This window comes from Rickettsia sibirica 246, assembly GCF_000166935.1.
Classification (GTDB): Bacteria; Pseudomonadota; Alphaproteobacteria; order Rickettsiales; family Rickettsiaceae; genus Rickettsia; species Rickettsia rickettsii.
This window is the reverse complement of record NZ_AABW01000001.1, coordinates 133486-155795: the sequence shown is the minus strand read 5'-3', so window position 1 is coordinate 155795 and position 22310 is coordinate 133486. Positions and strand designations below refer to the sequence as shown.

Genomic DNA, 22310 nt, shown 5'->3' with positions numbered 1-22310 from the left:
AAATATAGCAAGAAAGTAAATAAAATATGTTATTATCAAAATATTTTTTACCTGTGTTAAAGGAAGAGCCAAGTGAAGCTCAAGTAACTTCGCATAAATTAATGCTTAGAAGTGGAATGATTAGGCAGCAAGCAGCAGGGATTTATACTTGGCTTCCGCTTGGCTTAAAAGTATTGAAGAATATCGAGCATATAGTACGCTTAAATATGAATAAAGCGGGAGCTTTGGAAGTTCTAATGCCTTGCATTCAGCCGGCACATTTATGGATGGAATCGGGACGTTTTGATAATTACGGTAAAGAAATGCTGAAATTTCAAGATCGCCACGATAATACTTTACTATTCGGTCCTACTAACGAAGATATGATTATGGATATTTTTCGTCATAATATTAAGTCATATAAGGATTTGCCGAAAAATCTTTATCATATCCAATGGAAATTTCGTGATGAGATTAGACCTCGTTTTGGTGTTATGAGAGGACGAGAGTTTTTAATGAAAGATGCTTATTCTTTTGATATAAATGAAGAAAATGCCGTTAAAACCTATAATCAAATGTATAAGGCTTATATCAATGCTTTCAGGGATTTAGGCGTGTTTGTTATCCCTGTTATTGCCGATAACGGTCCGATCGGTGGCAATTTAAGCCATGAGTTTCATGTAATCGCTGAAACTGGTGAAAGTACTATTTATTACGATAAAAAATTTAAGATATTAAAAGATAATCCTGATATCGATGTAGAGGAAATTAAAAGTTGGTACGCAGCAGCTGAAGAAAAATATGAAGTAAATAAATTACCTATATCTGAGCAAGAAATAACCAGCAGTAAAGGAATAGAAGTCGGGCATATTTTTTATATAGGCTCAAAATATTCGGTTAATATGAATGCACTTATTAATGATGAGTATGGTAAACTAACTCCTATAGAAATGAGTTCTTACGGCATAGGCATTTCAAGGTTAGTTGCTGCTATCATAGAAGCAAATTGCGATGAGAAAGGTATCATATGGCCTTCTAGCGTTGCTCCTTTCAAAGTTTCTCTAATTAATTTAAATATTCATGATAGTAAATGCGTAGAGCTTGCGGACATGGCTTATAAAGAGCTATCAGATAAAAATATAGAAGTGTTATATGACGATACCGAAGCACGTCCAGGCAGTAAATTTGCAACGCATGATCTTATAGGCTCACCTCATCAAATTATAATTGGTCCTAAAAAAGCCGCAAATAATATTGTTGAATTAAAAGATCGTAAAAGTGGTGTTATAGAAGATATTGAGGTAGGTAGTCTAATGAGTGTATTGTAAAATAAAGAGATATACGTCATTACGAGAAAATTGCATAGCAATTGATGAGGCAATCTTAGGAGTTTGTTATTATTTCATGAGATTGCCACGCAGTCTACGGCTGTTCGCAATGACGATTTTGGAGTCATGCAATAAGACTAATACCCTATGGGAATGATATAGCAAAAATATTCTGGGTAGACAATGATAATATCATATGATACTATCATATAATGAGTAGTAAACCGTCTTTTCAAATAACTAATAAAATCTTGGAGTTATCACAAGATATTTCTTATGAGCTTGGTATTTTAGCCGGTAGCAAGCTTTACTCTCAACCTATAAAACTTAGAAAAAATAATCAAATTAAAACCATCCATTCTTCTTTAGCAATTGAAGGAAATAGTTTAAGCGTAGAGCAGATAACCGATATAATAAACGACAAGCGTGTACTCGCACCTGAAAAAGATATTGTAGAAGTAAAAAATGCTATAAAACTATACAATAATCTGACTATATTTAATCCCTTCAAAATTGAATCATTATTAAAAGCACATGAGATATTAATGCAAGGATTAGTAGAAGATAACGGAAAGTGGCGTAAAGGTAATGCCGCTATATTTAAAGGCACAGAGATTATATATTTTGCCCCTACGGCACGCCGTGTATCTTTATTAATGCAGGATTTATTTGAGTTTATAGCACAAGATAAGCAAATTTCTGGAATAGTTAAAGCTTGTATATTTCATTATGAGTTTGAATTTATCCATCCTTTTTCAGACGGTAACGGACGAATAGGTAGATTATGGCAACAATTATTACTAATGCAAGCTAATAAAATTTTTGAGTATATTTCCGTTGAAAGTTTGATAAGGAATAATCAAAGTGAATATTATAGTGTTTTAAGTAAGTGTGATAAGCTTGGTGAATCGACCTTATTTATCGAGTTTATGCTTGATAAAATAGTTGCAGCATTAAGATTATATAGTAATAATATTACATATGAGGCAAATACGCCTTTATCTAGAATGGAATTTGCTAAGGTTAATTTAATAGATCAATGGTTTTCTAGAAAAGATTATATTACTGTACATAAAAATATTTCTACGGCAACGGCTAGTAGAGATTTGTTATATGGTTTAGAGCGTAAACTTTTAATAAGTAAAGGGTATAAGAATCAAACTTATTATAAGTTTGTGTAGTTTTTAATGTCATTCCCGCTTTCGTGTATGAGTGTTAACTTAAGAGAAGAAAAAACCTCTGATGCCATTTCCGCGAAAGCCGGAATCCAGTACTTTAAAGCTTTTTAAAAGCTCGATTTATCTTGCTTTACCCCTAGATTTCTGCTTTCGCAGGAATAACATCATATCACTGATTCAAAAAGAGATTAACATGAAAAATTTTATAAAATATTTGTTTTTCACCGGTCTATATATAGTAGTGACGATAATAGTTGCTTATATGGTTTTGGCTCAAACTATTCCTAATGATGGGCAGTGTCATATGATGGATAGACCGTTTGTTATTCATTACATCTTAGCAGCAATTATTACCGCTTTACCGACACTAATTTTAATATATAGTAAAAAGAAAAAGTAAATATATGATCGGTCAATTAAGTGGTAAAGTTGATGCCCAAGGCGATGATTACGTTATAATTGACGTAAACGGGGTAGGGTACTTAGTCTATGCTTCAGGTAAAACTTTAGGTAAACTTGCTGAAGGGGAGTTTTATAAACTATTTATCGAAACCCATGTTAGAGAGGAACATATTCATCTTTACGGTTTTTTGGCTCTAGAAGAGAAGATTTTTTTTAATTTACTACAATCAGTAAACGGTATAGGTACAAGAATGGCTTTATTTATCTTATCAAGCCTTACGCCTTCAGATATTCAAATTGCTGTAAATAATGAAGATAAAAATATATTTAAAGCAATATCCGGAGTAGGGGCTAAACTTGCTGAACGTATAGTGCTAGAGCTGAAAGGTAAAGTAGCGAAAATATCAAGCGGTTCAGCTATTATTAAAGAGAGCTTAAATATTAAGAATATCACACCCGTTGCAAGTAATGAAGTAATAAAAGCTCTAGTAAATCTAGGATTTTCTAGATTTGAAGCTCAAAACGCTGTTCAAGGCATCATTACCCAAAATCCCGAAATCTCTATTGATGAATTAATCAAAACAGCCCTGAAAAATCGAAATTCTAATTTTTAGTTGATAAATTAGCAGTTATTTTATATTAATTTTAATTACTAATTAATAGGTAAAATATATGTCCAAGTTAATAGAATATTTAGGAAAAATACAGGCTGAAGAAATATTAAAAGAGCTATAGAAAGACCCTGCTACTTTAAGTATTACCGAGGTTAATTTTGTACCACAATCACCGGTATTTGCAGCTGCTGGATACTCTAAAATTCCTGAAGATGCTTTAAAATGGGTTATTTAATGCTTTACAAGGAGACGCTACTATACAGTACTTAAGTACTGATAGTTTTGCGTGGAGTTTAAAATCAATAAAGTTATTTGCTGAATTTTTTAAAGATCTGCTATGCCGCATTACCGACATTAGTTTTATAAATGCTTTGAATAATGTTAATAAGATAGATGTTCTTTTAGATACCTTAAGAGTAAACGCAACAAAAATAAGCGATTTAGATATAAGTGGGATATTTTTTGATAATAATGTTCCTGTCTGATCCTCATTTGTTAAAAATACTAAACTTGCCGGATTGAATTTTTCATTAAGTACAGAAGTAAGCGAGGAATAAAAGAAAGTCTTATCGGATGCTATAAAATAGAATAAAAGCTTAATTGGATGTAATATTTTAGGTTATAAGATAGGAATGAAATCTCAAGATACAAGAATTGGACGCACAAATTACAGAAATAATTGATGAAAATAACCTTACTCTAAAAGATGTAGCAGAAGTTTTGAAAAATTATTATGAAAATCCTAATATAATATTATCAAATGAGATATTTGGCCATTATTTCAAGTTATGTAAAGGATTAAATCAAAATTACCTTAAAGAAGAATTACAAAACTTAGGCGTCACTGATACAGAAAAATTTTTTGAAACCGTAAATAAACTTAGAGAAAGGGTAACTAGTTTCTATGAAGAGGGCTAATATAAAAGTCTAAAATAATTTATAGCATAAAACTATTTTTTGGCTATTATTAGTCATTATATTCGATTTAAAATAATGACTAATATATTATCACCTGAAAAAAGTGAAAATGATCAAGAATTGCCGATAAGGCCGTCATATTTGCAAGAATTTGTCGGTCAACAGCAGATTAAAGAAAATCTTTCGGTATTTATTAAGGCTGCAAAATCTCGAAATGAGCATCTTGATCATACTTTATTTTACGGTCCGCCCGGGCTTGGTAAAACTACGCTTGCTAAAATTATCTCTAACGAAATCGGCGGTAATTTTAAATCCACCTCCGGTCCTGCTATACTTAAGGTCGCTGATCTTGCTGCTATTCTTACCAATCTTGAAAAGAACGATGTATTATTTATTGATGAAATCCACCGCTTAAATACTGCGGTTGAAGAGGTTTTATATCCTGCTATGGAAGATTTTGAGCTTGATATAATTATCGGTGAAGGATCTGCCGCAAGGTCAGTGAAAATAACCTTGCCGAAATTTACCTTAATCGGTGCTACCACACGCCTCGGGCTGCTTAGTAATCCTTTGCGTGATAGGTTCGGTATCCCTATGCGGCTAAATTTTTATAATACCGAGGAATTGAAGAAAGTTCTAAATAGAGCAAGTAAACTACTTGATATTGATTTGACCGATTCGGGTTCTGAAGAAATAGCTAAAAGAAGTAGAGGAACGCCAAGAATTGCATTAAGATTGCTTCGTCGTATAAGAGATTTTGCAGCAGTTGACGGTAAATCAAGAGTAGATAAGGAAATCTCTGATTTTGGGTTAAATCGTTTGGAAGTTGATCGCATAGGACTTGATAGCAATGATTATCGTTATCTAAAATTCATAGCGGATAATTATAACGGCGGTCCTGTCGGAATTGAAACGATTGCAGCTGCCTTATCTGAACAACGTGATGCACTTGAAGAAACCATAGAGCCTTATCTTATACAGATAGGTTTACTACAAAGAACTCCTAGAGGTAGGGTAATCACGATTGCCGCTTTTGAGCATTTGAAAATGCCTGTACCGAATCAATCACATCATCAATTTAATATTTTTAACGAGAATGAATAACAATAATTTAAATGATAACTACACAGCCGCAGATGTTATAAAAAGGCTGATAAAAGATCATGTTAAACCTTACGCAAATAAAATATATTTTTCGATATTTTGTATGGTTGTTGCAGCACTTTGTACGGCAGTGATCGTACATGCGGCTAGACCTATTATTGATAAGGTTTTTTTAACGCATGATAAGGAAATGCTTATAATAATGCCTATAGTGCTTACTGTAACTTTTGTTATAAAAGGAATTTCAGAGTATTATCAGAATTATCTAATAAAATTTGTTGGGCAGAGGGTACTAAACGATTTACAGATAAAAATGTATGAGCATTTGTTATTTGCCGATATTTCTTTTATTCAAAACCAATCTTCAGGACGTTTAATATCTCGTTTTACTAATGATATTTCTTTAATGCGTGGAGCTGTTTCTAACTTACTTGTCGGATGTGCTAAACATTTCCTAACTGTAGTATGTTTAATAGCAACAATGTTTCATTTAGAACCGCTATTATCTTGCGTAGTTTTTCTTGTGTTCCCTTTAGCTGTTTATCCGGTGCAAAGGATGGGTAGAAAGATAAGAAGAATATTTGCACAGTCACAAGAAGAGCTTGGGCATTATACCTCTCGGCTTGATGAAACATTTCAGTCAATTAAGATTATTAAATCTTTTGTAGGCGAACAAATAGAAAGTAATAGAGCATCGTTGATTATTAATAATATTTTAGAGTTCTACAAAAAAACATCTAAGCTAGATGCGATGGTTTCACCGATTATGGAGGGTTTAAGCGGTCTTGCAGTTGGAGGGATGGTATGGTATGGAGGTAATCTAGTCCTGGAGGGGAAAAGTACGCCAGGAGCTCTTTTTGCTTTTTTGGCTTCTTTTGCAGCGGCTTATAGACCGTTTAAAAGTTTGGTATCGTTAAATATTAATTTGCAAGAAGGAATAGCAGCAGCTAAGAGGGTATTTAGTATTTTGGATACCGAGCCTCTTATTAAAGATCATGAAGATGCTAAAGACGTAGATTTATATAATCCACAAATTACTTTTGAAAAACTCGCTTTAAGGTTTGAGAGTAAAATAGCTATAAAATATATAGATTTAAGGCTAGAACCTCATAAAATTATTGCGTTTGTCGGGCGTTCAGGTAGTGCTAAGACTTCGCTTAGTAATTTATTAGTGCGTTTTTATGATCCAAATGAAGGAAGAATTTTAATTAATAATCATGATATTAAAGATATTAAGCTTACTTCACTTAGAGGTCAGATTTCCTTAGTTACTCAAGATACTCATTTATTTGATACAAGCGTTGCAGAAAATATAGCATACGGTCAGGAAAACGCTACAAGAGAAGAAATAATTAGAGCAGCAAAATATGCCGATGCTCATGAGTTTATTATGCATCTGCCGAATGGTTACGACACGCAGATAGGGGGGCAGGGGACGACTCTTTCAGGCGGTCAGCGTCAGCGTTTATCTATTGCTAGAGCTTTCTTAAAAGATGCCCCTATTTTAATTTGGGATGAAGCAACAAGCAGCTTAGACCAAGCTTCCGAACAGAAAATTCTAGAATCGTTAAAGAAATTACGCCAAGGAAAAACCACTTTAATTATTACGCATCGTTTAAGCAGTATTACCGATCTTGATAATATTATCGTCATGAAAAACGGTGAGATTTGTGAACAAGGAACTCATACACAATTGCTTAAGAATAAAGATGAATATTATAGGTTGTATAATAAGGAGTTAAGAGAAAATGGTTGATTTATAAAGTAAATAGCTTATATTTATTAATTATTATTGCAACACTAATATTTTCGTCATTGCGAGGAAAAATTGAAAATTTTGACGAAGCAATCCAGTAAAAAATGCATAGCATTTTTTTATTATTTGCCTAGGTTGTCATCACGTTGGGACTATGCCCCTCCTCGCAATGACGATTTAATGAAATATCACAATGCGCATTACCAAGATTTTTAAAGACTATCGATTATTTGAAATATTTATTTTAGGAATAGTTAGCGGTATGCCGCTGGTTATAATTTTTTCTACTCTTGCGGTATGGTTAAAAGAATCTGGTATAGATATCGCCGTTATTACTACTTTTGCGGTTGCAAGGTTATCATATTCGTTAAAAGTATTTTGGTCGCCTCTAGTCGACAATTTTAAAATACCTTTTTTAAGTAGGTGGGGACATCGCAAAAGCTGGCTTATATTATGTAGCTCTTTAATGGCTTTAGTACTAATTGCTATGAGCAAGGAAAATCCTGAAGTTTCTTTAACTTCTTTCTATTTTTTGACTATATTATTAGGCTTTTTATCTAGCACGTTTGATATTGCCGTTGATGCGTTGCGTATAGATAAGTTTGATCAAGAAACACAAAGCATAGCTAGTGCAACCGCTGTATTCGGTTATCGAATCGGTATGCTTATTACAGGGGCAGGTGCTTTGTACCTTGCAGAAATAACTGGAAATAATTGGCAACTAACTTTTTGTGTTATAGCTATAATATTTGTCGTTGCAACGATATTTATAATAACCGTAAACGAAAAAGAATTAGTAAGAGAAAAAATTAATATTATTTCTATTACTTCATGGATTTCTACAGTAATTAATCCTTTCAAGGATTTTTTCAAAAGAGAATTTGCTGCAACTATTTTACTTGCGATAATATTTTTTAAATTAGGCGATGCTATGCTTGGAGCGGTTGCCTCACCTTTTTATATAGAGCTTGGTTATACAAAAGGCGAAATAGCAATAATAGCTAAACTTTATGGATTGATTGCAACCTTAGTCGGCGGTTTTGTCGGTGGTATTGTAATGTATAGGGTGGGGAATTTTAAAGGTTTGATTATTACCGGTATTGCCCAAAGCTTAACGCATTTTGCATTTATTTGGCTTAACCATCAGCCTCCTTCTTTTGAAGCTTTATTAATTGCTATTACTATAGAGAATTTTGCTGCCGCTATGGGTGCTACTGCTTTAGTCGGATATATAGGTAATTTATGTAATAAAAAATATTCCGCAACACAATATGCTTTACTTAGTAGTGCTAGTAGTTTATGTAACAATACTGTCACTATTTATGCTGGAAAACTCGTAAATATGATGGGCTGGGACGGTTTTTTCCTCTTTACTATAATTTTAGCCTTGCCTGCTTTGTTTATATTCATGTATCTTAATAAAAAGGTTAATGTGTAGTAAGTATTATTTTCATTGTCATTGCGAGCGACCGTAGGAAGCGTGACAATCTAGGAAAATAATAAAAAAATGCTATGCATTTTTTACTGGATTGCTTCGTCAAAATTTTCAATTTTTCCTCGCAATGACGAAAAATCACACTTGGTTTAATTTGAATAATATTTTATTTATTTAAAATGTTTAGGAAATTTTTATTACCTTATATTTTTGTCGTAACATTTTTCTTTGCGCCTATAAGCGAAGCAAAAAAAGCCGTAAAAAATACCCCTAAACCTCCTGTTCAAACTAGTTTAGTAATTGATGCAAAAAGCGGTAAAGTGTTGCAGGCCCATAATTCACAAATTCGGATTTACCCTGCTTCTTTAACTAAGCTAATGACTCTATACTTAATGTTTGAAGCAATTGAAGCCGGTAAGTTACCTTTAGATAAAAAATTACTTGTATCAGCAAAAGCTTCAAAAATGCCACCGTGTAAGCTGGGTTTAAAAGCAGGGGAAACTATAACCGTTCGAGAGGCAATTAATGGATTAATTATAAAATCTGCTAATGATGCTGCTGTAACGGTTGCTGAGGGTATGAAAGGTTCAGAGAAAGCTTTTGCTCATTTAATGAATGTTAAAGCTAAACAGCTCGGTATGAAGAATACCTATTTTAAAAATGCTTCAGGTTGGCATGACCCATTGCAGCAAACTACCGCAAGAGATATGGCTAAACTTGCTATGGCTTTGAAGAGAGATTATCCTAAATTTTATCCGTTATTTGCTAAAACCAGCTTTGTATTTCGTGGAAATGTAGTAAACGGACATAATAGGGTTACTAAAAATTATCAAGGTGCAGAAGGGATGAAAACAGGTTTTCATACACCGGCAGGTTATAATTTAGTAACTACTGCTTCTAGGAACGGTAAATCATTGATTGCCGTTGTTACAGGCGGTAAAAGTGCTGCATCTCGTGATCAAAAGATGATGGGGCTATTAGATCAGCATTTTAATATTAAGCCTATAGTCCCTAAACCTTCAATCAAGCTTGCCTCTAATAATAAATCTACTACAAAAGCTAAATCAAAAATAATAAAGAAAAAGAATATACGTAGTTGATATGTATCGTCATTGTGAGACCACAAAGTGGTCGTGGCAATCTCATGAGGTAATACAAAAACTCCTGAGATTGCTTCGTCGAAACTTAAGTGGCTCCTCGCAATGACATTAAAAATCGAGTCATGCAACAACGCCTACGACTATTGACGATTTAATATTCACACATCTTTTAAGGAGTTACTGCCAATTTATACTTTAAATTTATAAGTTTTATATGACAATTAACGCTACATTTATTGTTGTTTGTAACTTTATTAGATGAAGATTTTTTAGAGTTTTTAGCTAAAGTTTTACTTTGTGGTTTTTTTAGATTAATATTTTTTAGAAATTTCTCAGTTTCATTAGGTAAATATTCTATTTTTACTTTAGTTATACCTTGATTTTTAAATGCTAAAATTTCAGCCGCTCTTTGAGAAACATCTATTATACGATTTTTCTTAAAAGGACCTCTATCATTAACCATTAAAATTACTGCTTTATTATTGGCTTTGTTGGTAACTTTAACTAAGCAAGGGAGCGGAAGAGTTTTATGTGCAGCAGTTAATAAATTTCTATTAAATCTATCGCCATTAGCTGTTTTTTTACCGTGAAAACCGTCTTTAAGTCCACCGTACCATGAGGCATAACCTGTTTCGGTAAAAGATTTAGGGTTGTGAGGTTTGTAAGTTTTCCCTTTTATTTTATAATTTTTACCGACTTTATAATGTCCTTTATAAGTTAGATTATGAGGATCATCTTTTGATAATTCTTTGTAAGAATATTTGTGGGAATAAGGTAATCTTTTTGAGGTATTACAACCGCTTAGACCAAAACAAAAAATTAACAAAAGTAATAAACCCTTTGCATAACTTGCTCCTAAAGGTAATTTGTATACCTTTGATACTTTAAGATTTGGTAAGTCAAATGTCGGGATTCGCCTGTGTTCACGTATTTTTATACGCTGTGCAGGCTCACCACTTATTTGATTTCCAACTTTTGAAATATCTGCGGTATACGTCAATCCGGTACTCGCATCCTCACGTACTAAAGTGTATGCTGCAGTGCTACATGCCGTGTTTCCTTCAAATTTCTCTTTATTAGCTTCATTCTGCAAGAGGTCTAATTTGAATTTATGATTCTTCATTATTATCATTATTGGTGTTAAAGTTATTCATTATTTTAGCGTAACACACAACTTTTTCAACACCTTTTACTTTTGATGCAATAGAAGCAAGCTTTTCTAGCTCTTCTTCTGATCTTGCAACTCCAAATAAATAAACAATATTATCTATAGTTAGAATAGTATAATTAGCAAATTTAATATCTTTTCTGACTAAATTTTTAGCTTTAATTTGCGTGGTTATCATACTATCTTTAGTATATTGGGCTAAGTCAAAATGATTACTGTTTTTATTTACTTTCAACTCATTAATAACTTCTTTTACGCTTTTTTGATTCCAAGCAATTTCTACGGCTTTTAACGCATCAGATTCTTTTTGAATATTTCCTGTTAATAATACTCTTCCTTGTGATACTTCAACCTTTATTTTAGCACCTAAATCTCTAAAATTATTTTTTACTAAATCAGCTTTAATGCTGGCAGAAATCCTTGAATCATTTAATGTTTCAGATATTGGTTGATCTTTTGAAGCAACAATACCGGTAGTGGTTGCTGCGGTAAAAATAGCAGGTAAACAAGCAGATAGACTAAAAGCAAGAGTTATAAAAATTAGAACTCGTAATATCATAACAATAGTACCCTACGATTTTTAAAAAGTCATCGGTGTTATCTCTGTGAAAGCAGGGATCCTGTGTCATCCCGCGACTTGATCGTGGGATCCAACTTAAAATACTAATATTATTAGTATTTTAAGTTGGACCCCGTCATCAAGCCACGGGATGACACAGTGGATTTTACCGGCCCATGCAACAACACCTATGCGGTAATGACATAAAGTAAAAATAGTAAGGTGTTATATATCATATCTTACTATCCGGTAATTTATTCTTTAATAAAAGAGGTAATTGCAGTAAAATAAATATAAAAGTAATAGGTATTACACCGAATACTTTGAATTTTACCCATGTTTCATCTGAGCAATTACGCCAAACTACTTCATTAACTACAGCCATAAAAAAGAAAAAAGCCGCTGTTCTATAGCTTAAGGTTATCCAACTTTCTTCTTTAAGACGTACTATACTCTCTAAAGCATATTTGATAAAAGGATTTTTTCTTATACCGCTCATGAGAAATATTATTCCAAAAATAACATATAATATAGTAGGTTTGATTTTTATATACATTGAATCGCCGCTAATTAAAGTAATGCTTCCCGAAACTAATAAAACAGTCGTAGAAATAATAGAAAGTTTGGATACTTTCTTATCTATAACATAACAAAGGGTAATACAAATAACAGAGGTAATAAGCATATAAAGAGTAGCGTGTTGTATACCGCCTCCATAAAAAAAGCCTGCAAAAAATGCTATTACCGGACCAATTTCTGATAAAAGTTTTAACATGTTTAATTTAATTGTTCTCTTTGATAAAATTAATTTGCTTCATTTTTTTGTACTGATATTAAGTTATTTTTGGAATATCTTAATTTTATTTGTATGAAAATATTTATCAGTAATATAGTAGTAAAATAAGCCAGTACTTGTAGCCCGTTAGGTCTTGCAATATAACCGGTAACAATATGTAAGATTTTACCTATCATACTTCTATCTGCTACTAACCATGAACTATCCCAAAGTTGATCGGATAAAAACATAATTAGACCGGAAGAGGTTAAAATACCTGCAGCACTTGCTGCAAATCCGCCTGCTATTAGCATTAATAATATGGTAGAGATTTTAAAAATATATTTTTGATTAGCAATCTTAATGAAACCGAAATATATTACTAAACCAAGTAAGAAGCCACTTGTAGCACCTATTATCACTCCTTGCAAGTAAATACTGCTTGGTATTGTCTCAACTGAAGATATACTATATACTAAAATAATAATTTCTGCACCTTCTCGTAATATAGTAGTGGCAACTAAAAAAAACAACATGAAATAACTGGCATTACCTTCATGAATTTTTACTGATAAGTCGTTTATATGTTGCTTTACTTTTATACCGTAACCTTGCATCCATATTATTGTCCAGCTAATCAGAATTGTTATTAGTATCATAATTCCGGAATCGAATAACTCGTCGCCTATTCCGCCAAAAGATAAAGATAATTTACGTGTAAAAAATGCAAAAATTGAAGCAAATACTACTCCAAGCATTACTCCAGCAATAATATAAAGACGAGATTTTTCTATCTGTTTTGTTACGACGAGTATTACACCAAGTAATAAGGATATTTCTAAACATTCACGAAACACTACTAAAGCAATTTTAAACATATTTTTTATCTAATCATTAACAATTATAAAACCCTGAGCCGTATCTTGATGAAAATCTCCAAAAAATTCATATTTTCCGGACTTGAGAGGTGCAAGTATAATATGTATTGACTCATTTGGCATAACTATTTTTTCACGATGTAAATCATGACTTTCAAACTCTTCTACCGTATCATCTTCATTATGAACAATTAACCTTATCTTAGTCGATTTTGGTACTTCAACTATATTCGGAACAAATTTATGATTTTGTATAGCTATCTTTACTTCTAATATATTATCGTTTGTTTTATTATCGGAACTCTTACTTGTAGAGATATAAATAATTACTGCTAAAAATATTAAACCTACTAATATAACAATATTTTTGTTTTTTTTAATAATTTCCATACTATAATTAAAGTTTAAAGTAAGATGCTTATATACTCGTTTAATTTGAGTTTTAAATTTTTAATAATGACAAAATTTATCCTGCAATTTTTATTAATGCTATAAGATATACAATTATTATCATTATGACAAGGATAGATAATAAAATATAATTTTTTTGTCTTTGAATTTTATTTTGTTTCATATTTATTTAATTTTGTTTAAAGTCTCCTAGTTCAAGCAAAAGATATTCATTTGTCGGTAATGATTCATGAGAAATAATTTTATTTATGTTAGAACCTAAAGTTTTAAATGTTTTGCCTTCAGCAATAACACTGCGTGTTCCAACCGTTACTTTACCTTGCAAGGCGTAAGAAAAAATTAAAGGATATGTAATATCGCCGATTTTCATATCTATTTGTTGTCCTTTTGCTTTTGAATCATATAGTATTTTACCGTTTGATAAGCGAGTAATTTTAGCATTAAAGCTTACTTTTTCACCACATAATAAAGGAACACGATAAGCTATCTCATCGTCATAAATTTTAACTTCATTACTTTTAACAAAATTTTGCGGTAATATGGATTTTAAAATTACATTAACTTTATAATTATAAGCATCATCGAAGATAATATTATTACTATTATTAACAGCATATTTTGCCGGAATAATAGCTTCTCGTGCTTCTCCTACCATCATACCGATTATTACATTATCTAAGCCAAGCATTACAGGAGCAGAGCCTAAAGTAAAAGTCTTAGTATCTTCAGATATTAAAGTATTGTTCATATCTGATATTTGATAAAATACGGTAACTACATGTCCGCAAGAAGCGGGACCGATATTACCGCTACCGAGCGTATTAATTTTGAACAGTGTTTTTACTAAATCCTTACGTACTTCAATAGTGTAATCATTAGGATTGATAGGTCCATTTAACGGTTGTAAAATATTTTCAAAAAATGCTTTCCCTTCTTCGGTTTTAAGAGCATTTATTACTATTTTTGAAACCGTACGTTCAAATAGGTTGCCGTTTAATGAAATAGGAGGTTCATTATTTATACTAGTTTGGTTTTCATCGGTAGATGAACTATTTGAAGCCGTTTGCTCTACAGTTGTAAGATTATTGTTGTCGGGAGATATTTTTAACTTTACTATATTGTAAAGTATTAGAATTACAATTATTAAAGATAAAAATTTTTGCATATATATATATAATATTTTTAGTATAACAAAGTTTACTATAACAATCAATTACTTAATAATCAAATGAGAATAAAAATAATTTGATTAATAAAAATAATTGATTTAAATTTAGATGCAGAATTTTATAAATATAGCGGTGAAAAGTGAAAAAATTTATATTTTGTTTTTTATGTTTATGGACATTAAACATATTTGCTGCTTCTAAAACTTACCCTAATAAGCTTAATCGTTGTAAAATTACTAGAAATATATTTAATGATTATGAACCGAAAGTTTTTGAAACTACTAATAATTTATTACGTAAAACAGGAAGATTATCAAAATTTTACGGTGAAAGGATATTAATTAAAGGAAAAGTATTAGATCAAAATTGCGTGCCGGTTGCGGATGCTAAAGTTTATTTATGGCAAGCAGGAAGCGGGGGTAAATATCCTTACGAACCTTTAAAAACTAGAGTTGATAAAAGAAGATTTACAAGTAAAAGCGATTCAAGTTTTACCGGTTCCGGTATTGCTACTACTAATAATAAAGGAGAATATTACTTTATTAGTATGTTGCCTTATACATCTTCTCGTTATTTGAGAAGTGCAAATATAAGAATAGAGCATCCTAGTCTTACTACTCTTGAAACACGCTTAGACTTATCTGATCAAAATATGTGTGATAATGAGTGCGGTGAAGTAAATCCGATATTGATCGAACCGCAAGACAATATGCCGTCTTATTGTTTTGACTTAGTTTTGCAAGGTACGACGCTTAAGAGGTATTGATACAGTACGTCATTGCGAGGAAAATGACGAAGTAATTTGACGAAGCAATCTCAGGATATTTGACGAGATTGCCACGCAGTCTACGACTGCTCGCAATGACGTTTTGCCTCTTTCTGCGGTGCTTCTAAAGGCTTTTTTATACCACAACTACATAATGTAAGTGCTAATACGAATAAATAAAATGTCTTCATTACTATAAATTATTATATGACCTTAAGAAATTATAATAAATATCTTATATATATTATAGTATTTTTATTATCTATAATAATTTTTATTCCTAAAATTTATGCTAGGCTCTATGAGCAGCCTAAGGATAAATTAGCATTTTTAAGAGGTTCAAGCGTTCCTGATAATATAATTTTTTTTGATGAAGAAAAAAATCAATATTCTCTTGATCAGTTTGAAGGAAAGACTATATTGTTAGTGTTTTGGGCTACTTGGAGTGCTCCTTGTGTCAAAGAAATGCCTGACCTTGATGTGTTGCAAAAAGATTTTAGGAAATTACCTTTTTCAGTAATTCCGATTTCAGAAGATTATCAAGACATAAAAGTTGTGAAAGAATATTTTAAAAGCTATCAAATAAGATATTTGCCGATTTATCATGATTATAGAAATGAATTATTTAAAGCCTTATCGGTTGTTAGTTTGCCGACTAGTATATTAATAGACCCAAACGGCAAAATAGTAACTAGCTTTGTTGGCAATACAAATTGGTATGACGAAAAAGTTAGAGGTACTATTTTATCTGCCATTTCCGGAGATTATCCTGAACCTAAAAATAGTTATAACGCGCAATCTCTGAATAAACCGGCTAAGCCTTTGCTGCCAATAAAAAAGGATGCTCTATAGTAATTCCAAGTAAATAGACGAAGTGTAATTTGGAAAAGAGCAAGGAGTCTATAAGGCGAGGAGCGGAGCGTATACTTAATAGGTGAGTACCGCAGATCTTATAAGACAACATAGCCAATTTTTCAAATGAAACGAGTATATTAAATTAAAAATGAGTAAAATTAATGAATGAAGTAAATAAATCAACTATGGCGAATGCTGAATTTGATCAGATAATAACCAAACGACAGATAAGTAAATTAGACCAATTATTTGCTTCAGTTTTTGGTAATTCTAAAGAGGTGATTGCCGTTTTACGCCTTAGCGGTGTTATCGGTAAAGTAAGTACTATGCAATCGGGACTTACTTTAGAATCATTAAATGCACTAATAGAAAAAGCTTTTAAAATAAAGAAATTAAAAGCATTATGTTTAATTATTAATTCTCCCGGCGGTTCTCCGGTACAATCTGAACTTATTGCAAAACGTATTCGTGATCTTGCTGAAGAAAATAAAATAAAAATTTATAGTTTTATTGAAGATATGGCGGCTTCAGGCGGATATTGGCTGGCTTGCAGCGGTGACCGGATATATGCTTTGCCGAGTTCGGTTATCGGTAGTATCGGAGTAGTATCAAGCGGATTCGGTTTTCATGAAGCAATTAATAAACTTGGGATAGAGAGAAGAGTTTATACGGAAGGCAAGAATAAATCAGTATTGGATCCGTTTAAACCTATTAATAAAGATGATCTTAAAATTATCAAAGATTTGCAAAAGCAGGTTTATGAACATTTTATAGAATATGTAAAAACAAGAAGAGCAGGGAAGTTAACTCAGCAAGACGAAATTTTATTTAACGGTGAATTTTGGGCAGGGCAAACAGCGCTTGATTACGGCTTAATTGATGGCATAGGTGATATGTATAGCGTAATGAAAGAAAAATTCGGTGATAATATTAAGTTTCAATATCTGTGTGCTAAGCAACCTTGGCTTAAAAAGAAACTTGGCATGGGAAGTAAGATATTAACCGATAATCTTGCTAATTCTTTAATTGATGCGGTAGAAAATAAAATTATTAACGATAAATTTGATATGAAATAATATGACAATAACACAAGTTAAAATTAAAAAACTAGCAAATTTTTCCGGCAGTTTGCCGGAATATGCTACAGAGCATAGTGCGGGGATGGATTTAATAGCCGCAAACGAGCAACCTATAACAATAAAAGCAGCCGCAATACAGCTAATTCCAACAGGCATCGCTATAGCACTACCGGATTCGTTTGAAGCCCAAATAAGACCCCGTTCGGGTCTTGCCGTTAAACACGGTATCACGGTTGCTAATTCACCCGGTACTATTGATGCAGATTATCGAGGTGAAATAAAGGTAATTCTTATTAATCTCGGTAAAGAAGATTTTATTATAGAAAAAGGCATGCGAATTGCACAGATGATAATCGCAAAGTACGAACGTATATTATGGGAAGAAAGTAGTAGTCTTATGGAAACGATGCGTGGTAGTGGTGGCTTTGGTTCTACCGGTGTTTAGTGGGTCTCTATGTCATTCCCGTGTAGGCGGGAATCCAGAAAAATAACCTTAATATTGATACAAAAATTACATATTAGATAAACCTATAAAAAATAAGTTTTTTATAGGTTTTACTGGATTCCTGCTTTCGCGGGAATGACATTAACGAGCCATGCAACAACGCTTTTAGTAGCTCGTAATGACTATTAGGTATCCACGCAACAAATCATAAAACTTATGAAAATCACAATAAAATTGTTAACCTCTATATTGTTGTTATTAGCTTTGAAAGTAAATGCTAATTCTGATGCTGTAGATAATGTTAAGCAAGTTTTTACCTATATCGATCAAAAAAATTGGTCACAAGCCGAAGATTTAGCTTTAGAAGTAAATAATAAAATTTTAACAAAAATTGTACTTTCTCAGAAATATTTAGATAATAAATATTCAGATAATAGTTTTGAACATGTAATAAGGTTTTTATGCAATAACCCGGATTGGCCTCAAAATAAGCTGCTTGAAGAAAGAGCAGAAGAATATCTAAATAATAATACAAATAAAAAAGTAATTGTTGATTGGTTTAGTAAACATTCTCCTCTTACTGGCAAAGGTTATAAATTTTATGCAGCAGCTGCAAGTAGTTTAATCAAAGATCAGAAGATATTACTACCTATTATTAAAGAGGCTTGGGTATACGCCAATTTCACTCCTGAAGAAGAAAATGCATATTACAATAAGTGGCATAAATATTTAACTGCGAGTGATCATTTAGAGCGAATAGAAGAACATCTATGGAAAAATGATATTAGATCTGCTGAGCAATCCCTGAAATATGTAGAGCAAGGTTACCGTAATTCTTTTAAAGTCCAAATTGCGATTATAGGTAAATCGCCAAATGCTGAAAAGCTTTTTAAAAGTGTTCCTGAAAAATATTATACTTCCGGTTTATTATATCGTTATTTAGATTTTAAAAAAATGCAAAAGCCGACAAAGGAAATTATTACTTTGTTTAAGAAAGCTAAAAATAACCGTAAACATTTTGCTAAATGGTGTCATATTCAGTCCTATTATGCTCGTGAATTCATCGAGTACAAAGATTTTGCTAATAGCTATAGAATGGCAACGCTTCCTTTTGCTACTTGTCCTGAAACTATAAGGGAGCAGGAGTGGCTTGCGGGCTGGCTTTCTTTAAGTTTTTTAAAAAAGCCTGATCAAGCATTAGTACATTTTAATAAGTTTATTAAAGTTGTTAAGACTCCGATTAGTTTGGCACGTGGGTTTTATTGGCTCGGTCGTACTTATGCAGCAAAAGGCGATAAGCAAATGGCTAGAAAATTTTACGAGCAGGCAGCTAAATACTCTTTTACCTTTTATGGGCAGGTAGCAAATATTGAATTAAATAGGACAAAGTTAGTTTTACCTCCTATTCCCGTAATAACTTCTGAAGAAAGGAAAATTATAGAAAATAAAGAGATTATTAAAGCGATAAGGTTATTGGTTAAATATAATAAAAACTACTTAGCCCTGATATATTCCAAAGCAGCAATGAAAAATACTAAACATTCTGCAGAAATTCAAATAATTGCGAATATTATTAAAGCCAATAATAATACTAATCATATGGTTGAGGTGGCAAAAATTGCTGCCCAAAATAATGCTTTTATTTTGGATTGTGCTTTTCCAACGCCTTATAATCTAGTAGGTTTGCCTATCCCACCTTATTTAACTTATGGAATAATTAGACAAGAATCGGTTTTTGATCATAAAGCAGTAAGTTATGCAAATGCTATGGGTCTCATGCAACTTATTAAAGGTACTGCTTGTGATACCGCAAGATCCATAAATGTTAAATGTAATGTAGCAGACTTAACTAGAAATCCGGTATATAATATTAAACTTGGTGCGCATCATTTCAAAAAATTATTAGATAATCATAAAGGTTCTTATATTCTATCCATTGCTTCTTACAATGCCGGAAGTCATAATGTAGTAAAATGGATAGATAGGTTTGGTGATCCAAGGGATATAAAAGATACAAGAAAAGTTATTGACTGGATAGAACTTATACCTTATCGAGAAACAAGAGATTACGTTCAAAGAGTACTTGAAAATGTTCAGATTTATCGGGTAATCTTAAATAAGAATAGTAGTTTGTACTTTAAGCGTGACTTACATGCTTGTGATATAGCAAAAAGTTAATTTCTATTAGTGTTTTATTTTGACATATAGTAATATATAAGTATAACATCGACACTAATTTTAAAAACTATGAATTAAGGAGGAGAGTATGAAAAAATTAGAGCAACACTTTAAAAAACAGCGCAATGATAACGATATTCAAGTAAAGAAATATAAAGACGATCTTAATGTAATCGGCATTAGATATGACCATAAATTTGCACATGTTGCAGTTCCAAATCATGCTACCGGCGGTTTTGAATATTTTAAATGGGATTGGATGACAAGCATTACGGGTAGTCATTCAGAAATAGTACCAAGATTTAAGAAAATAGTAAGCATTTTAAAAGAAGCTCAAAGTAACCCAGCCCAGTATGAAAACTTAGTATCTAACTTGGATGCTAGTACTAAAAATGCACTTGAGGTTACTATTAAGAGTAATAATATTACTGTACCGATACAAGACACTAATAAGGTAATGTCAGAAATATTATCAGGAATGCAAACATGGCTAGATACAAAAAGTCATATCCCTGTGGACCTTAAACAAAAATTCTTAGATTTAGGTTCTAATCATTTAGAACTATTCATAAAAGCTGCTTATAACAAATTTAACAATAAGTGGATAGTTAAAGAGTTTGTTGATAATGCTGTAAAAACTGGAGAAGAAGGTAGAAAATATCTAGCCGATTGTGATTGTAGTTCAACTGACCAGCTATGGACAAAGCTTGTTGAACCTATAATAGAAAACCTTAGAATAAGCGAAAATTCAACTGATAAATCTGAAGATGATGAAATATCAGAGGCTTCGGCGAATAAACTTGGAGCAAAAGTAAAGACTTTAGCACTATCTAATACTCATGAACTACCAGCACAAAAAGAAGCATTAAAGCTTGTATATGATATGAGGAAAGGTAATATAGATAAAGCAACTGTTGTTAAGAACATTAATTTTTTTGGTCAGGACGATACTGTATTAGGTGGGTCTGTAGAATATAGTGGCCTTACTATTGACCAAATCAAGGCTAAAGCAGTAGAGATTGCCGGTGATGATGCTGCTTTAGAATAGCTTCTTAAGGTTATTCGCATTTTCTATGTCATGTCTGTCCCTAGCTAAAATGGGAATCCAGTGCTTGCCTCTGTCATAGCGTGGTTTATCCACGGTATCTAGAAAAAATAAAATAAAGACTGGATGCCGTGGTCAAGCGCCATGGTATGATATAGTAGGTTTACCTGTTCAACAATACCTATCAATTATATTCATGATTCTTAAAAATATATCTTTACTAATAATATTATTTTTTTCAATATCAACTTTTTCTGCTGGTCATAGTCTAAAAAATATCTCTATTACTGTTGTTGCTCCGGCAACAGGAGCGGATAATAAAACCTTGTCGGATTTAAAAAATATTAATGGACTAAATTTACAAATTTCTTCTAAGTGTTTTGCTAAAGGTAAGCTACCCTTTCTTGCAAGTAGCGATGAAGTAAGATTTAATTGCCTGCGGGATGCATTATTTGATGAGTCTGATAATATAGTATGGAGTTTACGAGGTGGTTACGGCTCTGCGAGAATAATTCCCGATTTACTAAAGCTATCAAAACCAAATAAAGAGAAATTCTTTATAGGATATAGCGATATAACAGCGTTACATCTTTTTCTATCACAAGAATGGGGCTGGAAAACTATTCACGGCAGTAATATAGCCGATCTCTTAAAGCCGGAACAAGATCAAGGTAATTTTACCAAGCTTGCTGAAATATTAAAAGGTAAAGTAAAGCAGGTTACTATAGATAATTTAGTGCCTCTTAACGATATAGCAAAATCAAGTGATCTTGTTAACGGCAAACTAACAGGCGGTAACTTAACTATGGTGCAGACTAGTATAGGAACGAGTTGGCAAATAAAGACTAAGGGCAAAATTCTTTTTTTAGAAGATGTGAATGTAGTTCCTTTTAGATTAGATCGTGAGCTTTTACACTTAAAGCAAGCAGGGTTACTTGAGGATGTTAAGGCTATAATATTTGGTTCATTTGGTAAAGATCTTGATGCCACAATGTTAGTGCTTCGTAATTTTGCAGATAGTTTAGATATACCGGTATTTAAAACAAATAGATTCGGTCATGAAAAAATTAACGATCCGATTATTTATAATACGAATAGTAAGATTATTAAAAGTAAAGAATTTAAGTTAGTGATGGGGTTGTAAGCACTATTGCGAGCAGTTGCTAAG

The 22310-nt window shown here is 32.1% G+C and carries 22 protein-coding genes and 1 pseudogene; 17 read left to right on the top strand and 6 right to left on the bottom strand.

Annotated elements, in window-relative coordinates:
- Positions 1–26: 26 nt before the first annotated feature.
- From proS to RSIB_RS10580, 10 genes and pseudogenes are all read left to right on the top strand, one after another.
- Positions 27–1307, top strand: a complete 1281-nt coding sequence (proS, locus tag RSIB_RS04830) for a proline--tRNA ligase (protein ID WP_004995897.1) — start codon at positions 27–29, stop codon at positions 1305–1307.
- A 212-nt stretch (positions 1308–1519) separates the two neighbouring features.
- The gene (locus tag RSIB_RS04835; protein ID WP_004995896.1) at positions 1520–2488 is read left to right on the top strand and encodes a Fic family protein; all 969 of its coding nucleotides are present in this window, start codon (positions 1520–1522) and stop codon (positions 2486–2488) included.
- A gap of 190 nt (positions 2489–2678) precedes the next feature.
- Positions 2679–2885, top strand: a complete 207-nt coding sequence (locus RSIB_RS04840; protein ID WP_004995893.1) for a hypothetical protein — start codon at positions 2679–2681, stop codon at positions 2883–2885.
- A 4-nt stretch (positions 2886–2889) separates the two neighbouring features.
- Positions 2890–3501, top strand: coding sequence for a Holliday junction branch migration protein RuvA (gene ruvA / locus RSIB_RS04845; RefSeq protein ID WP_004995890.1), 612 nt, complete (start codon positions 2890–2892; stop codon positions 3499–3501).
- A gap of 654 nt (positions 3502–4155) precedes the next feature.
- Entirely contained in the window at positions 4156–4419 is a 264-nt protein-coding gene (locus tag RSIB_RS04850) for a hypothetical protein (protein ID WP_004995887.1), read from the top strand.
- 75 nt (positions 4420–4494) lie between these two features.
- A complete protein-coding gene (gene ruvB, locus RSIB_RS04855) occupies positions 4495–5523 on the top strand; it encodes a Holliday junction branch migration DNA helicase RuvB (RefSeq protein WP_004995885.1) in 1029 nt (342 codons plus the stop codon).
- A complete protein-coding gene (locus RSIB_RS04860; protein ID WP_004995874.1) occupies positions 5516–7279 on the top strand; it encodes an ABC transporter ATP-binding protein in 1764 nt (587 codons plus the stop codon). The genes ruvB and RSIB_RS04860 overlap by 8 nt, the downstream gene beginning before the upstream one ends.
- A gap of 193 nt (positions 7280–7472) precedes the next feature.
- On the top strand, positions 7473–8717 hold the full coding sequence (locus RSIB_RS04865) for an AmpG family muropeptide MFS transporter (protein WP_004995872.1): 1245 nt from the start codon (positions 7473–7475) through the stop codon (positions 8715–8717).
- Positions 8718–8893: 176 nt separating this feature from the next.
- A complete protein-coding gene (locus tag RSIB_RS04870) occupies positions 8894–9814 on the top strand; it encodes a D-alanyl-D-alanine carboxypeptidase family protein (RefSeq protein ID WP_004995869.1) in 921 nt (306 codons plus the stop codon).
- 7 nt (positions 9815–9821) lie between these two features.
- Positions 9822–9921 (top strand): annotated as a pseudogene (locus tag RSIB_RS10580) (lytic transglycosylase domain-containing protein); the annotation flags it as partial.
- A 62-nt stretch (positions 9922–9983) separates the two neighbouring features.
- Here the strand turns inward: RSIB_RS10580 and RSIB_RS04875 are convergent.
- The 6 genes from RSIB_RS04875 to RSIB_RS04900 form a co-directional block, all read right to left on the bottom strand.
- Complete coding sequence (locus tag RSIB_RS04875; RefSeq protein WP_004995866.1) at positions 9984–10946, bottom strand: septal ring lytic transglycosylase RlpA family protein; 963 nt, start codon at positions 10944–10946, stop codon at positions 9984–9986.
- Positions 10924–11541: a BON domain-containing protein gene (locus RSIB_RS04880; protein WP_004995865.1), complete on the bottom strand. Its 618-nt coding sequence runs from the start codon at positions 11539–11541 to the stop codon at positions 10924–10926. Before RSIB_RS04880 ends, RSIB_RS04875 begins: the two co-directional genes overlap by 23 nt.
- A gap of 232 nt (positions 11542–11773) precedes the next feature.
- Positions 11774–12316, bottom strand: a complete 543-nt coding sequence (locus tag RSIB_RS04885; RefSeq protein ID WP_004995863.1) for a septation protein A — start codon at positions 12314–12316, stop codon at positions 11774–11776.
- A gap of 29 nt (positions 12317–12345) precedes the next feature.
- Positions 12346–13194 carry an FTR1 family protein gene (locus RSIB_RS04890; protein ID WP_004995860.1) on the bottom strand — a complete coding sequence of 283 codons (849 nt, stop codon included), beginning with the start codon at positions 13192–13194 and terminating at the stop codon, positions 12346–12348.
- Positions 13195–13203: 9 nt separating this feature from the next.
- On the bottom strand, positions 13204–13584 hold the full coding sequence (locus RSIB_RS04895; protein ID WP_004995858.1) for a cupredoxin domain-containing protein: 381 nt from the start codon (positions 13582–13584) through the stop codon (positions 13204–13206).
- A 190-nt stretch (positions 13585–13774) separates the two neighbouring features.
- Positions 13775–14770: an FKBP-type peptidyl-prolyl cis-trans isomerase gene (locus tag RSIB_RS04900; RefSeq protein ID WP_004995857.1), complete on the bottom strand. Its 996-nt coding sequence runs from the start codon at positions 14768–14770 to the stop codon at positions 13775–13777.
- Between the two features lie 143 nt (positions 14771–14913).
- On the opposite strand from RSIB_RS04900, the gene RSIB_RS04905 reads away from it, so the two are divergent.
- The 7 genes from RSIB_RS04905 to RSIB_RS04935 all read left to right on the top strand — a co-directional run bounded on the left by RSIB_RS04905 (position 14914) and on the right by RSIB_RS04935 (position 22286).
- Entirely contained in the window at positions 14914–15540 is a 627-nt protein-coding gene (locus RSIB_RS04905) for a protocatechuate 3,4-dioxygenase (RefSeq protein ID WP_004995856.1), read from the top strand.
- Positions 15541–15747: 207 nt separating this feature from the next.
- Positions 15748–16392, top strand: coding sequence for a TlpA disulfide reductase family protein (locus RSIB_RS04910; protein ID WP_004995855.1), 645 nt, complete (start codon positions 15748–15750; stop codon positions 16390–16392).
- A gap of 164 nt (positions 16393–16556) precedes the next feature.
- The gene (locus RSIB_RS04915; protein ID WP_004995853.1) at positions 16557–17471 is read left to right on the top strand and encodes a S49 family peptidase; all 915 of its coding nucleotides are present in this window, start codon (positions 16557–16559) and stop codon (positions 17469–17471) included.
- 1 nt (position 17472) lies between these two features.
- Positions 17473–17919, top strand: coding sequence for a dUTP diphosphatase (gene dut / locus RSIB_RS04920; RefSeq protein ID WP_004995849.1), 447 nt, complete (start codon positions 17473–17475; stop codon positions 17917–17919).
- A gap of 216 nt (positions 17920–18135) precedes the next feature.
- Positions 18136–20097: a lytic transglycosylase domain-containing protein gene (locus tag RSIB_RS04925; RefSeq protein ID WP_004995847.1), complete on the top strand. Its 1962-nt coding sequence runs from the start codon at positions 18136–18138 to the stop codon at positions 20095–20097.
- An 88-nt stretch (positions 20098–20185) separates the two neighbouring features.
- A complete protein-coding gene (locus tag RSIB_RS04930) occupies positions 20186–21145 on the top strand; it encodes a hypothetical protein (protein ID WP_004995845.1) in 960 nt (319 codons plus the stop codon).
- 193 nt (positions 21146–21338) lie between these two features.
- The gene (locus RSIB_RS04935; RefSeq protein ID WP_004995843.1) at positions 21339–22286 is read left to right on the top strand and encodes an LD-carboxypeptidase; all 948 of its coding nucleotides are present in this window, start codon (positions 21339–21341) and stop codon (positions 22284–22286) included.
- The last annotated feature ends 24 nt before the right edge of the window (positions 22287–22310 follow it).